The following is a 12,520-nucleotide window of genomic DNA, read 5'->3' on the forward strand; positions in this document are numbered from 1 at the left end:
CCGCGGATCGTGATCAGCACCAGGTCACGTCGACCGGTGACCCCTGGTAGTTCACGTGCACCGCGCAATCAACCGGCCGGGTGATGGCGCCGGGGTGGATGTTCGTCGAGTACACGTCTTCTCGTCCGGGAACGACGTAGTCGGGCGACGCCATAGCGGGGCCGGCCAAACCGATGGTGATCGCCGCGAAGGCGCCAGCGCTGGCCAGGCCGAGGGCAAATTTCCTCATTCCTGACTCCTTGGATACGACTTAGGCACACCTAAGTGACTGTCATTGGTTTAAACGTCTGGACAATTGCGGGATCTTCCCGTGAACGGGCGTTTTCGCTGGATGCGGCGAAGATCACTACGGAGATGGCATGCGCCCGGGCGTCACATCTTGCCCGGCACGCGGAAAGCAAGGTGTCGCTGGGCGTGCTGTATGTGCAACGTCTAGTATCAGTAACCACGCGGAACCCTTAACCGGGCGACGCGGAGGTTAGGGCACACTGATACGCACGTCCAGGTTCCGGCAACGGATACTTGGCAACGACTTTCGGCGGGCCCGACCAAGCACGGCAGCCCACTGACAGGAGATCGAGGAGACCTCAGTGACGTACACGATTGCCGAACCCTGCGTCGACATCAAGGACAAGGCCTGTATCGAAGAGTGCCCTGTCGACTGCATTTACGAGGGCGCACGCATGCTGTACATCCATCCGGACGAGTGCGTCGACTGCGGCGCGTGCGAGCCGGTCTGCCCTGTCGAGGCCATCTACTACGAAGACGACGTGCCCGATCAGTGGAGTGGATACACCCAGATCAACGCCGACTTCTTCAGCGAACTCGGATCGCCGGGCGGAGCGTCGAAGGTGGGCCTGACCGAGAACGATCCTGAGCCGGTCAAAAGCCTGCCGCCGCAAGGTGAGGACTCCTGACGGCTTCCGCGGAGATCCGCAGGCGCGTTTCTTCGTCATTGCCGGAGTTCCCGTGGGACACCCTGGCTGACGTCACCGCGCTGGCGAGTTCGCACCCAGACGGCATCGTCGATCTGTCGGTGGGAACACCGGTCGATCCGGTGGCGCCGCTGATTCGCGACGCGCTCGCCGCGGCGAGTTCTGCTCCGGGCTACCCGACGACTGCGGGCACTCCGGCGCTGCGGGCCTCGGCTGTCGCTGCGCTGAACCGTCGCTACGGCATCACGGGCCTCGACGAACAGGCAGTGCTTCCGGTCATCGGAACCAAGGAACTGATCGCGTGGCTGCCCACGCTGCTCGGTCTCGGCGCCGACGACGTCGTTGTGGTACCCGAATTGGCTTATCCCACATACGAAGTCGGTGCCAAGTTGGCCCGCGCTCGAGTGCTGCGGGCGGACTCGCTGACGCAGTTGGGTCCACAAACGCCGGCACTGGTCTACCTCAATTCGCCGAGCAACCCGACCGGCAAGGTGCTGGGCGTCGACCACCTCCGCAAGGTCGTCAGCTGGGCCCGCGACCGCGGGGTATTGGTGGCATCCGACGAGTGCTATCTGGGACTGGGTTGGGACGCCCAGCCGTTTTCGGTGCTGCATCCCGACGTCTGTGACGGCGACCACACCGGGTTGTTGGCCGTGCACTCGCTGTCGAAGACGTCGTCGCTGGCCGGCTATCGCGCGGGCTTCGTCGCGGGCGACCCCGCGGTGGTCGGCGAATTACTGGCCGTGCGCAAGCACGCGGGCATGATGGTGCCAACGCCGATACAGGCCGCGATGGTCGCCGCGCTCGACGACGACCCACATGAACTCGAGCAACGCGAGCGGTATGAGCGCCGTCGGGCAGTCCTGCTTCCTGCGCTGCGGGCCGCCGGCTTGAGCGTCGACAACTCCGAGGCCGGGCTGTACATCTGGGGCACTCGCGGCGAACCGTGCCGCGAGACGGTCGCGTGGCTGGCGCAGCGCGGGATCCTGGTGGCGCCCGGCGAGTTCTACGGCCCACGGGGTGCGCAGCATGTCCGGGTGGCGTTGACGGCATCCGATGAGCGGATCGCCGCCGCGGTGCAACGGCTGACCCCGTAACCCCGGCGAACGTGAGCCCAAGCACACGGTCGGCGACAAAGGCTAAGGCGCCGTCGCCCGCAACCCCACCGCCAACACCAAGCGGTCGTCGGGGTCGTCCAGCGATGTCGACAGCAGCTTCTCGATCCGGCGGATCCGATAGCGCACGGTGTTCGGGTGTACATGCAATCGCTGCGCGACCGCCGCGATGTCGCCGAACCCGTCGAGATACGCGTGCAGCGTCTCGGCCAGCATCGGTTCGTTGGCACGGAGTCGCCGCACCCGTGGGTCCACCAGTCGCGGTTGGCGTGCCACCTGCGAGACTATCTCGTCGAGCAGCACCGTGGTGCGCGCCTCGTCGAGCGAACTGACCTGACCGATCGCGCCGGGATGGCGCTCGGCGCTGTCGAACACCCGATCCACTTCGGCGCGGGCCGACGCCGCCGTCGACAGTGCGATCGGGGCGGCGATCACCGCGCGCAGGGTCAGCCCGAGTTCGCGACGCAATGCCGCGACCACGCCGCGCACCCACGACGCCACCGAGGACGCTCCGCCGGTCTTGGGTAGCAGCACGTACACCCGCTCGCCGGTCGACGCGATCTGGGCGTCAGCGCGAAAAGCGCTGGCGCTCAACGCGATTACGTCCGCCGGAACGGAGCCTTCCACGCCGACGAAGCCGATCAGTGCGGCGCGCCCGTCAGCGGTGATTCCGAGTTCGCGCGCGATCGCACCGATGTCTCTGCCCTCCAAGTCGTCGCCGACCAGTCCGAGTAGCTCCTGCACTCGCAGAGTGTGTGTCGACGGTGTCGCTGCCAGCCGCGACATGATGCGGGCGGCCAGCACCGCGCCGCCACGCAGGATGTCCTCGACATCATCGGACAGCGGAGCCGAACCCTGTTGCAGCCAAATGGTTCCGGCATAGCCGGGCCGTCGAGGCGAATCCGTGGGGGGCAGGTGGATGCCGACGGCGAGGCGCGGTCGCAGTCCCAGCTCCGGGCGTTCGGCGACCCGCACCACGTCACCGCTGGCGCGCAACGCGTCGAAAATGCCCCACTGTCCAAGCCATTCCAGATGTTCGGGCGGGCCCGCCCGGCCCAGAATCGTCAGCCGCCGCAGTTCGTCGGCTTCGTCGCTGGACGCCGAATACGCCAACATGTGAGAGTCTGCGTCCTCGATGCTGATCATTCCGCGGGTGCGATCGGCGATCGATTGTGCGAGGCCGAACAGATCGGTGCCGGAGTTCAGCGGGTCACCGCGGTCGCCATGGTGCTCGAAGGCGTGGTTGACCAGCTTGTAGAGCAGCTCCCAGCGGGCCTGCGGTTCGACGGCCACGACGGCGATGCCGAGCGCGACCGCCCGCGTGATCGCGGCGGCCGACGGTTCCTTGACGAAGATGGCCGTGGGAACGCCTGCGGGCTGTTGCCCGATCCAGCGCACGGCTTCCGCGTCCGAGACGCCGAGCAGAAAGAACAGATCCGCCGAGCCGGGACCGACGGCCAGCCCGTGGCGCACGTCGTCCGCGTCGACGAGCGCTACGGAGTTGACCGGCATGTCCAGGCCGCGCGGCGCCTCGACCAACGACACCATGGTGCGGTCGAGCGCCAGCAGCAGCTGTCCGAGACCCAGTCCGGGGGCGCGCTCCGCCATGGCCGCTCCTTTGTCTGATTCGACTATAAACGGCGGACTGCTTTGTTCGATCGGCCATGTGTTGCGCGTCGCATTCCGGGGATCCTTGCAGCTATGGACGCCATCACCGACGTGCCCTTCCCGGCCAACGAGCCGGTCCACGACTACGTACCAGGTTCGGCCGAGCGGACCCGGATCACCGAACAGCTCCGGGCCCTGGCCGACGCCCCTATCGACCTTCCGCATGTCATCGGCGGCGCTCACCGCATGGGCGGCGGCGACCGTGTCGACGTCGTCCAGCCACACCGGCACTCGGCGCGGTTGGGCACGTTCACCAACGCCCAGCACGCCGACGCGTCGGCCGCGATCGAGGCGGCGATGACAGCCAAGTCCGACTGGGAGGCCACCCCGTTCGACGAACGGGCCGCGGTGTTCCTGCGCGCCGCCGACCTGCTGGCCGGACCATGGCGGGAGAAGATCGCCGCCGCCACCATGCTGGGGCAGTCCAAGACCGCCTACCAGGCCGAGATCGACTCGCCGTGTGAGCTCGTCGACTTCTGGCGGTTCAACGTCGCATTCGCGCGGCAGATCCTGGCGCAGCAGCCGATCAGCGGCAGCGGTGTGTGGAACCGCACCGATTATCGTCCGCTCGAGGGCTTCGTCTACGCGATCACGCCGTTCAACTTCACCGCGATCGCGGGGAACCTGCCAACCGCGCCCGCATTGATGGGCAACACCGTGGTGTGGAAGCCGTCGCCGACGCAGACGTTCGCCGCCTACCTGACCATGCAGCTGCTGGAGGCGGCCGGCCTGCCGCCGGGGGTGATCAACCTGCTCACGGGTGACGGCATCGCGGTATCCGATGTGGCCCTTGCGGATCCGCGGCTGGCCGGTATCCACTTCACCGGTTCGACGGCGACCTTCCAGCACCTGTGGCGGACCGTCGGCGCCAACATCGACCGTTATCACACATACCCGCGCCTCGTCGGCGAGACCGGCGGCAAGGATTTCGTGGTTGCGCACACGTCGGCACGGCCGGATGTGTTGCGCACGGCGCTGATTCGCGGCGCGTTCGACTACCAGGGACAGAAGTGCTCGGCGGCGTCGCGCGCGTTCATCCCGCGTTCGGTGTGGCAGCAGATGGGTGACGACTTCCTGTCGGCCACCGAGGCGTTGCGCTACGGCGACGTCACCGATCTGACCAACTACGGCGGCGCGGTCATCGACGACCGGGCGTTCGCGAAGAACGTCAAGGCCATCGAGCGGGCCAAGAGCGCGCCGAACGTGACGATCGCGGTCGGCGGCGAATACGACGACAGCGAGGGCTATTTCGTGCGCCCGACGGTGCTGCTGTCCGACGACCCGACCGACGAGTCGTTCTGCACCGAATACTTCGGGCCGATCCTGTCGGTGCACGTGTACGCCGACAACGAATACGACCGCATACTCGACGTTGTCGACGGGGGCGCGAAGTACGCGTTGACCGGTGCGGTGATCGCCGACGACCGGTCCGCGGTGCTGGCCGCCGAGAAGCGCCTACGGCATGCGGCGGGCAACTTCTACGTCAATGACAAGCCGACGGGAGCCGTCGTCGGGCAGCAGCCGTTCGGCGGATCGCGTGGCTCGGGCACCAACGACAAGGCGGGCTCTGCGCTGAATCTGATGCGCTGGACGTCGGCCCGGTCGATCAAGGAGACGTTCGTGCCGCCGACCGACCACAAATACCCGCACATGGAGTCGGAATGATGACCGAGGTGTTCCACCGGGTCGCGCGCCCGGTGATACTGGCCGCCAGCAGACGAGACGGGCTGCGCAGGACCGCCGAGCGGCTACCCGTGACCAGGGACGTGGTGCACCGCTTCGTGCCTGGTGAAACGGTGGCCGATGCGATGAACTCCGTTGCGCAACTGCGTCATTCGGCGCGTCTGGTCAGCATCGACTACCTCGGCGAGGACGTCACCGACACCGACACCGCGAACGAGACTGTCGCCGCCTACCTGGCACTGATCGACGCGCTCGGCGGCCGAGACGAGCGCGCGGCGGCGGTGCGACCGCTGGAGGTGTCGCTGAAGTTGTCGGCGCTGGGTCAGGCTTTGCCGCGCGACGGCGAGAAGATCGCGCTGGAGAACGCGCATGTTATCTGCGAGCGAGCCCAACAAGTTGGAGTATGGGTGACCGTCGACGCCGAAGACCACACCACCACGGACTCGACGCTGTCGATCGTGCGGGATCTGCGCACCGAGTTCGACTGGCTGGGAACGGTTTTGCAGGCGTATCTCAAGCGCACCGAAGACGACTGTCGCGAGTTCGCGGGTGCGGGAGCGCGCATCCGGTTGTGCAAGGGCGCCTATGACGAACCGGCGTCGGTGGCGTACCGCTCCGGCGACGACGTCACCGACTCCTACCTGAGGTGCCTGGCCGTGCTGATGGCAGGGTCTGGCTACCCGATGGTGGCCTCGCACGATCCCCAGATCATCGCGGCGGTGCCCGAACTGGCCGGCGAGAACGGCCGTGGCGTCGACGATTTCGAATACCAGATGCTGTACGGCATCCGCGATGCCGAGCAACGCAGGCTGGCTGACGAGGGCAACCACGTCCGCGTCTACGTCCCGTTCGGCACGCAGTGGTACGGCTACTTCGTGCGCCGATTGGCCGAGCGACCGGCGAACCTGACGTTCTTCCTCCGCGCGCTGGCGGAGCGAAGGCCCTAGCCTGCCAGCGGGAACGAGCCGTGTTCGTGGGTGACGACCCAGCGGCCGCCGCGCTTGCGCAGTCCGAACGTCATTCGTAGGCGGTTGTCGGGGTTCGTCGCGAAGTCCTCCGGTTTACCGCAACGCGCCAGCGCGTACGCGAATGCGACGTCGTCCCCGGCGGTCACGTCGAGCTCGATGATCTCGAAGACGGCGCCCTGGCGCTGCCACTCGAAGAACTCCGGCCAGGAATCCCGATAGGCGTCGATGCCGCGAAGGCCGTCATACGGCGGCGGTACGTCGAACATCACGATGTCCGGATCACGGTCGGCCAAAACGGCTTCGATATCACCGGTGTGAACGGCGTCTGCCCAGCGGAGGATGAGTTGGCGGATGGTGTCCGCATCATTCATCGGGCTTACATCCTTTGCGTTCGGCGGTGCCGCCGGAGGACACGAGGACGTAGCCGGCACTGGCGAACAAGACTGGCATCATTGCCATCATGCCGAACATTGCGGTCATCGTGTCACCTCCTCGGACCTCTTGTTTGTTCAACGGTGCAGACCGTCGTGCGGTTCAAAAGTCATCGCCTGAGGTCGAATCTGGTGGCGCCGTACAGTTCGGCGGTGCCGAACGCGAACACGGTCTCGGGTTCGATCTTGTAGACGAACCATGGCGGCGGCCCGGCCGATGGCGCACTGAATTCGGCGGTCAAGGCTTCGCCATTGACCTGAGCGGGCCACCCATCGCGGTTGTATTCATCTGCGACAGAACGCAGTTCATCGTGATCGGTGACCCGGCCGGCGCTGCCCTCGAGCACCAAGTCGAACGGATGAGTGGCAATGCTCACGCTACAGCGCGGGTCTGCGGCCAGGTTCCGGGACTTCCGGGTGCCCGGTCCGGACGTGAAGTACCAAGCGCCGTTGACGTGGCCGCCGCCGACCGGGGTCACGTGTGGCGAGCCGTCCGGGTTGATCGTCGTCAGCCACATTGTGTGCCGATTCGGGCCGCCGGCGTCCGGTGCCTGGGTGATGTCCGAGCTGAGCACGGCGCGGACGCGCTCCCAGTCGATGGGCGGTGCTCCGTAGCCGTCTAGGTTCTTCGCTTTGATGACCATGCCGGTATAGACCGCGCGCTCCGCGAGAACTCATCAGGTGGGATGTGTCTCCTCCATCTGGCTGGCCGTCCACGAGGCAAGTAGGTCGAGGGCATGCGCCGTCGCGGATGCCGGTTCCGCGACGTAGAACGTGAGTGAGAGTCCAGGTTCGGACACCATGTCGACGCTTTCGTAGGCCAACTCGAGATTGCCGACAACCTGATGGTGAAAGTGTTTGAGTCCGGCACCGTGGGCGCGGACGTCGTGCGCGCTCCACCGGCGCCGGAAATCCTCACTGCGGGTGGACAATTCGCCGACGAGGTCGTGCATCAGGGTGTCGAAGGGATCGCGGCCGGCTTCGGTGCGCAGAATCGATACGCAGATGTCCGCAGCTCCGTCCCAGTCAGGATAGAAGCGACGGGAGTCCTCGTCGAGGAACGTGTAGCGGGCGAAGTTCGGATATTCGGTCGTGCAGTTGTCATACATCGCGGAATGCATACCGCGGCCGAGATGGTTGACAGCCAGCAGGTCCATGCGGCCGTTGCGCACGATGGCTGGGCCGGCGTACTTGTCGAGCACCCACTGCAGGCTGGGCCGAGGTGTCCACCGTTTTGCGGGCCGTCGCCGTGGACGCATTCCCGCACTGGTGCCGTCGGCGGCGTGGGCGAGGTGGAAGAGGTGGGCCCGTTCGGCGTCGTCAAGCTGAAGCGCTCGGGCGATTGCATCGAGCACCGACGAAGACACACCGGCCAGCGCGCCGCGTTCCAGCTTGCTGTAGTACTCGATGCTGACCCCTGCCAGCGCAGCGACCTCGCCGCGGCGCAGACCCGGCACCCGGCGGGTACCGATGACTGGCAGCCCCGCCTGCTGCGGGGTGACTTTGGCACGTCGCGAGATCAGGAACTCGCGGACCTCGGCGCGATTGTCCACGTCAACCACGGTACGGCTGCGCTTGCGCGGGTGGGATGCCTTCTCAGTACACCTCTCATCAGGCACTCGCACATCGACCGGGAAGGGAGTTCTCTGGGGATCGGCAATTCGATTGGTAGGAGGTCTTGATGCGTGGTGTCGTGATGTATGCCCCCGGCGATGTGCGGGTCGAGGACGTCGAGGAGCCTCGGCTCCTGAAGCCCACTGACGCGATCATCCGGCTGTCGGCCACCTGCATCTGCGGGTCGGACCTTTGGCCATACCGCGGCGCCGATGACGTCACCGAGCCGTTCCATATGGGCCATGAGTACGTCGGCATCGTCGAGGAGGTCGGCGATGCGGTGACCACGATCAAGCCCGGGCAGTTCGTCGTCGGCTCGTTCTTCGCGGCGGACAACACCTGCGAGATCTGTCAGGCGGGCTACCAGACGTCGTGCGTCAACCGCGAGGTGCTCGGCACCACCGGTCGGGCTCAGGCACAGCGGATGCGGGTGCCGCTGGCCGACGGCACGCTCGTCGCCACGCCTGACGTTCCGCCCGACGATCTGGTGCCAAGTTTCCTGGCCGCCTCCGATGTGCTCGGCACCGGCTGGTTCGGTGCCGTCGCGGCCGCTGCGGGACCGGGCAAGACGGTGGCGGTCGTCGGCGACGGTGCGGTCGGCCTGATGGCTGTGCTGGCCGCCAAACAGCTTGGCGCAGAACGAATCATCGCGATGAGCCGCCACGAGTCCAGGCAGAGCCTCGCGACGGAACTCGGGGCCACCGAGATCGTGGCAGAGCGTGGCGAAGAGGGCGTGGCCAGGATCAAGGAGTTGACCAACGGACTCGGGGCGCATTCTGTCGTGGAGGCGGTCGGTACTCCGCAGTCGATGGCGCAGGCGATAGGCGCAACGCGGCCCGGCGGGTCTATCGGCTACGTCGGCGTGCTACACGACGTCGAGCTCAAAGGCGATGACCTCTTCATGTCTCACGTCCACATCCACGGCGGGCCCGCCCCGGTACGCCGTTTCCTCCCCGAACTGATCGACCTGATCTGGAATCGAAAGATCAATCCAGGCAGGGTTTTCGACCTCGAACTACCCATCGACCGGGCAGCCGACGGCTATCGGGCGATGGATGAACGTCAAGCGATCAAGGTGCTGTTGCGGCCCTGAGCCCAGCGGTGCCCCACCTCAGAACAAGGAGTCTCAAGAATGAACGCGACCACACGCCGCGACGTGATCCGACGGTTCGGCGCCGGTGCCGCTTTACTCGGCGTGATGGCGGCCTCGGGCTGCACTCCATCCGAGCGAAATGCCAGCTCTTCGCCGTCGACAACACAGGCGGCGGCAAGATTGGCCGCGGGGGACCGGTCCAACGGCGCCGACAACTTCTACACGAGCGAGCGCGTCGACGTTGAGAAGGTGTCGTTCAACAACCAGTACGGAATGAGGGTGGCGGGAAACCTTTTCGTTCCGAAGGATCTCAACCGCAACGCGAAGGTCGCGGCGATGGTCGTCGGGCATCCGATGGGCGCCGTCAAGGAGCAGAGCGCGAACCTCTACGCCACCAAATTGGCCGAACGCGGGTTCGTGACCATGTCCCTCGACTTGTCGTTCTGGGGGGAGAGCGAAGGTCAGCCGCGCAATGCCGTGTTGCCAGACATGTATGCCGAAGACTTCAGCGCCGCAGTCGATTACCTGCGGTCTCAGTCGTTTGTCGACAAAGAGCGGATCGGTGCCCTCGGAATCTGCGGCAGCGGCAGCTTCGTAATCAGCGCCGCTAAAATCGACCCGCGTATCAAGGCGGTCGCCACCGTCAGCATGTACGACATGGGCGCCGCCAACCGCGACGGGCTGCGCCACTCGCAGACCGTCGAACGGCGCAAGCAAGCCATCGCAGCGGCGGCCGAGCAGCGTGATGTGGAATTCGCAGGTGGGGAAACTGAATACACGAGTGGTACCGTTCACCAACTCACACCCGACTCGACACCGGTCGAGCGCGAATTCTACGACTTCTACCGCACCTCTCGAGGTGCATATACTCCGCAGGGCACGACAGATCAGTTCACCACGCACCCGACGCTGACCAGCAACGTGAAGTTCATGAACTTCTATCCGTTCGAAGACATCGAGACGATCTCGCCTCGGCCGATGCTCTTCATCGCTGGCGAGAACGCGCATTCCAGGGAGTTCAGTGAAGAGGCATACCGCCTCGCCGGTCAGCCCAAAAGAACTGGTGATCATTCCTGGCGCCGGTCACGTGGATCTCTACGACCGGGTCGAATTCATCCCGTTCGACAAGCTGACGACGTTCTTCCAGAACAACCTGAGGTGACGCTCGCCGTTAGCTCAAGTACTGGTCGTCCGTGACGTGTTCGAGCCAGTCAACGGGCTTGCCATCGACGCTGTCCTGGATCGCGATGTGGCTCATCGTGTTTGAGTCGGTAGCGCCGTGCCAGTGCTTGACACCCGGCGGCGTCCAGATCACGTCACCGGGATTGATCTCCAGCTTGTCGCCGCCCCACTGCTGAATCCAGCCGGTCCTGGCGGTCACGACGAGTGTCTGGCCGGCGGGGTGCGTGTGCCACGCGGTGCGCGCGCACGGCGTGAAGGTAACGTGTGCCGAACTGAAGGTCCGCACGGCGTTTGGTCCGAACAGCGGCTTTACGCTGACTTGTCCAGTGAAGGTATCGGCGGGTCCGTCAGCGGCGGGCCGTGATTCGTCGGCCGAGATCTCCATACTGTCCTGGGATTCCACCGTTGTCCTTTCCTGCGGTCTCGATTGTGATCGGTGGTCCTGTCACCGTGCGGTGTACCCGCCGTCGACGGGCAGTGCGACGCCGACGACGAAGCTGGCGCCACCGCTACACAGCCAGAGCACGGCGGCGGCGACCTCACTGGCTTCGCCGATGCGGTTGATCGGCTGGTTGGCGACGGCGTCGTCGATGTCCAGTTCCCCTTTGTCGATCATGTCGGTGACCATAGGGGTCGCGATGGTGCCGGGGCATACCGCGTTGATGCGGACGCCGCGCGGCGCGTACTCGAGCGCCGCGCTGCTCGTCAGGCCGAGTACGCCGTGTTTGGACGCGTGATAGGCGGCCCGACCGGGAAGGCCGACCAGCCCTCCGAGGGAGGAGCAGTTGACGATTGCGCCGCTTCCCTGCGCGCGCATCTGAGCGAGTTCGTGTTTCATGCAGGCCCATACACCGCGAAGGTTGATGGCATTGACTCTGTCGAACACGTCGGCAGCTTCGTCAGCGGCATCGCATGGTGGAACTTGAATTCCGGCGTTGTTGAAGGCCATGTCGATCCGGCCGAACGCCTCGACGGCGGCCTGCACAGCGTCGGCGACACTCGTCTCGTCGGAGACATCGCACTCGACAGCGAGCACTTGGTGCCCAACCTCACTCAACGCATCGGCGGCGGCTTTCAACTTCGCGGTGTCGATGTCGGCCATCACGACCGCTGCGCCGGCTTCCGCGAACGCTTGGGCGGTGGCCAGACCCATGCCGGAGCCGGCGCCGGTGACCAAAGCCACCTGGCCGGTGAAGTCGTAGGACGGGTTCGAAGTCATGCCACCGACGTAACTCGCGTTCGTCGCGAACAGGGAGTGCCTGGCAAGACGTGTACCGGCAGTGCATCCCACTAACGGCCGGCAAGCAACAGCAAGGCCCAGGCGGCGATGCTCTGTGCGTCGGTAATACCGCCGTCGCGGATCATCTGCTCGAGTTGCGCGCGGCAGAACCACTGGCTGTACATGTCCTGCTCTTCATGCTCGCGGTCGTGCTCTCCCTCGGTGATGCCTGTAGCAAGAAACACCCGACCCCGTTGACTACTCATGCCCGGTGCCACATCCAGCATGCCCAGCAACTCCATCGACGCGGCCCGCAGCCCGGTCTCCTCGCGCAGTTCACGGTGAGCCAGCTCGATCGGGTCGGATTCCTGCTGGCCCGGCGCCGTGCCTTGAGGGAACTCCCAGCGCCGCAAACCCAGCGGATATCGGAACTGCTCGACCAGGTGGAACCGGTCGCCGTCGCGAGGAATCACCAGTGCACACGTCGGCTTGTCGACCACCGAGTAAATTCCCAGACTCCCGTCGGGACGCCGGATGTCGTCTTCCCGCAAAGTCAGCCAGTTGTTCCGGTACACCTCACGCGAGCCCACCCGCTGGATCTGGTTCACGCGC

Annotated in this window: 14 protein-coding genes; 6 read left to right on the forward strand and 8 right to left on the reverse strand. The window is 65.6% G+C overall.

Annotation, left to right across the window (positions count from 1 at the left end; translation table 11 throughout):
• Positions 1-13: 13 nt before the first annotated feature.
• Positions 14-229, reverse strand: a complete 216-nt coding sequence (locus ACGFK1_RS10735; RefSeq protein ID WP_393428234.1) for a hypothetical protein — start codon at positions 227-229, stop codon at positions 14-16.
• A gap of 361 nt (positions 230-590) precedes the next feature.
• Between ACGFK1_RS10735 and fdxA the strand changes: the two genes are divergently transcribed.
• Both fdxA and dapC read left to right on the forward strand, forming a co-directional pair.
• Complete coding sequence (gene fdxA / locus ACGFK1_RS10740; protein WP_101952592.1) at positions 591-917, forward strand: ferredoxin; 327 nt, start codon at positions 591-593, stop codon at positions 915-917.
• 14 nt (positions 918-931) lie between these two features.
• Entirely contained in the window at positions 932-2,032 is a 1,101-nt protein-coding gene (dapC, locus tag ACGFK1_RS10745) for a succinyldiaminopimelate transaminase (RefSeq protein WP_393428472.1), read from the forward strand.
• Positions 2,033-2,074: 42 nt separating this feature from the next.
• Here the strand turns inward: dapC and ACGFK1_RS10750 are convergent, their stop codons facing one another.
• On the reverse strand, positions 2,075-3,658 hold the full coding sequence (locus ACGFK1_RS10750; RefSeq protein WP_393428235.1) for a PucR family transcriptional regulator: 1,584 nt from the start codon (positions 3,656-3,658) through the stop codon (positions 2,075-2,077).
• A gap of 93 nt (positions 3,659-3,751) precedes the next feature.
• On the opposite strand from ACGFK1_RS10750, the gene pruA reads away from it, so the two are divergent.
• Positions 3,752-5,383 carry an L-glutamate gamma-semialdehyde dehydrogenase gene (pruA, locus tag ACGFK1_RS10755; RefSeq protein WP_393428236.1) on the forward strand — a complete coding sequence of 544 codons (1,632 nt, stop codon included), beginning with the start codon at positions 3,752-3,754 and terminating at the stop codon, positions 5,381-5,383.
• Positions 5,383-6,348, forward strand: a complete 966-nt coding sequence (locus ACGFK1_RS10760; protein ID WP_393428237.1) for a proline dehydrogenase family protein — start codon at positions 5,383-5,385, stop codon at positions 6,346-6,348. The genes pruA and ACGFK1_RS10760 overlap by 1 nt, the downstream gene beginning before the upstream one ends.
• Here ACGFK1_RS10760 and ACGFK1_RS10765 read toward each other — a convergent pair.
• The 3 genes from ACGFK1_RS10765 to ACGFK1_RS10775 all read right to left on the reverse strand — a co-directional run bounded on the left by ACGFK1_RS10765 (position 6,345) and on the right by ACGFK1_RS10775 (position 8,353).
• Complete coding sequence (locus ACGFK1_RS10765; RefSeq protein WP_393428238.1) at positions 6,345-6,740, reverse strand: nuclear transport factor 2 family protein; 396 nt, start codon at positions 6,738-6,740, stop codon at positions 6,345-6,347. The genes ACGFK1_RS10760 and ACGFK1_RS10765 overlap by 4 nt on opposite strands.
• A gap of 170 nt (positions 6,741-6,910) precedes the next feature.
• Positions 6,911-7,444, reverse strand: a complete 534-nt coding sequence (locus tag ACGFK1_RS10770; RefSeq protein ID WP_393428239.1) for a pyridoxamine 5'-phosphate oxidase family protein — start codon at positions 7,442-7,444, stop codon at positions 6,911-6,913.
• A gap of 33 nt (positions 7,445-7,477) precedes the next feature.
• Positions 7,478-8,353 carry a helix-turn-helix transcriptional regulator gene (locus ACGFK1_RS10775; protein ID WP_393428240.1) on the reverse strand — a complete coding sequence of 292 codons (876 nt, stop codon included), beginning with the start codon at positions 8,351-8,353 and terminating at the stop codon, positions 7,478-7,480.
• 128 nt (positions 8,354-8,481) lie between these two features.
• Between ACGFK1_RS10775 and ACGFK1_RS10780 the strand changes: the two genes are divergently transcribed.
• Together ACGFK1_RS10780 and ACGFK1_RS10785 are read left to right on the forward strand one after the other, a co-directional pair.
• On the forward strand, positions 8,482-9,507 hold the full coding sequence (locus ACGFK1_RS10780; protein ID WP_393428241.1) for a zinc-dependent alcohol dehydrogenase family protein: 1,026 nt from the start codon (positions 8,482-8,484) through the stop codon (positions 9,505-9,507).
• Positions 9,508-9,756: 249 nt separating this feature from the next.
• A complete protein-coding gene (locus tag ACGFK1_RS10785; protein WP_393428242.1) occupies positions 9,757-10,704 on the forward strand; it encodes an alpha/beta hydrolase in 948 nt (315 codons plus the stop codon).
• Here ACGFK1_RS10785 and ACGFK1_RS10790 read toward each other — a convergent pair.
• The 3 genes from ACGFK1_RS10790 to ACGFK1_RS10800 all read right to left on the reverse strand — a co-directional run bounded on the left by ACGFK1_RS10790 (position 10,679) and on the right by ACGFK1_RS10800 (position 12,516).
• The gene (locus tag ACGFK1_RS10790) at positions 10,679-11,092 is read right to left on the reverse strand and encodes a cupin domain-containing protein (RefSeq protein WP_393428243.1); all 414 of its coding nucleotides are present in this window, start codon (positions 11,090-11,092) and stop codon (positions 10,679-10,681) included. The two genes, ACGFK1_RS10785 and ACGFK1_RS10790, sit on opposite strands and share 26 nt — an antisense overlap.
• Before the next feature lie 42 nt (positions 11,093-11,134).
• Positions 11,135-11,908, reverse strand: a complete 774-nt coding sequence (locus ACGFK1_RS10795) for a glucose 1-dehydrogenase (protein ID WP_393428244.1) — start codon at positions 11,906-11,908, stop codon at positions 11,135-11,137.
• Positions 11,909-11,979: 71 nt separating this feature from the next.
• Positions 11,980-12,516, reverse strand: coding sequence for an NUDIX domain-containing protein (locus tag ACGFK1_RS10800; RefSeq protein ID WP_393428245.1), 537 nt, complete (start codon positions 12,514-12,516; stop codon positions 11,980-11,982).
• Positions 12,517-12,520: the final 4 nt, after the last annotated feature.

Source organism: Mycobacterium sp. NPDC048908 (assembly GCF_043197955.1).
GTDB lineage: Bacteria > Actinomycetota > Actinomycetes > Mycobacteriales > Mycobacteriaceae > Mycobacterium.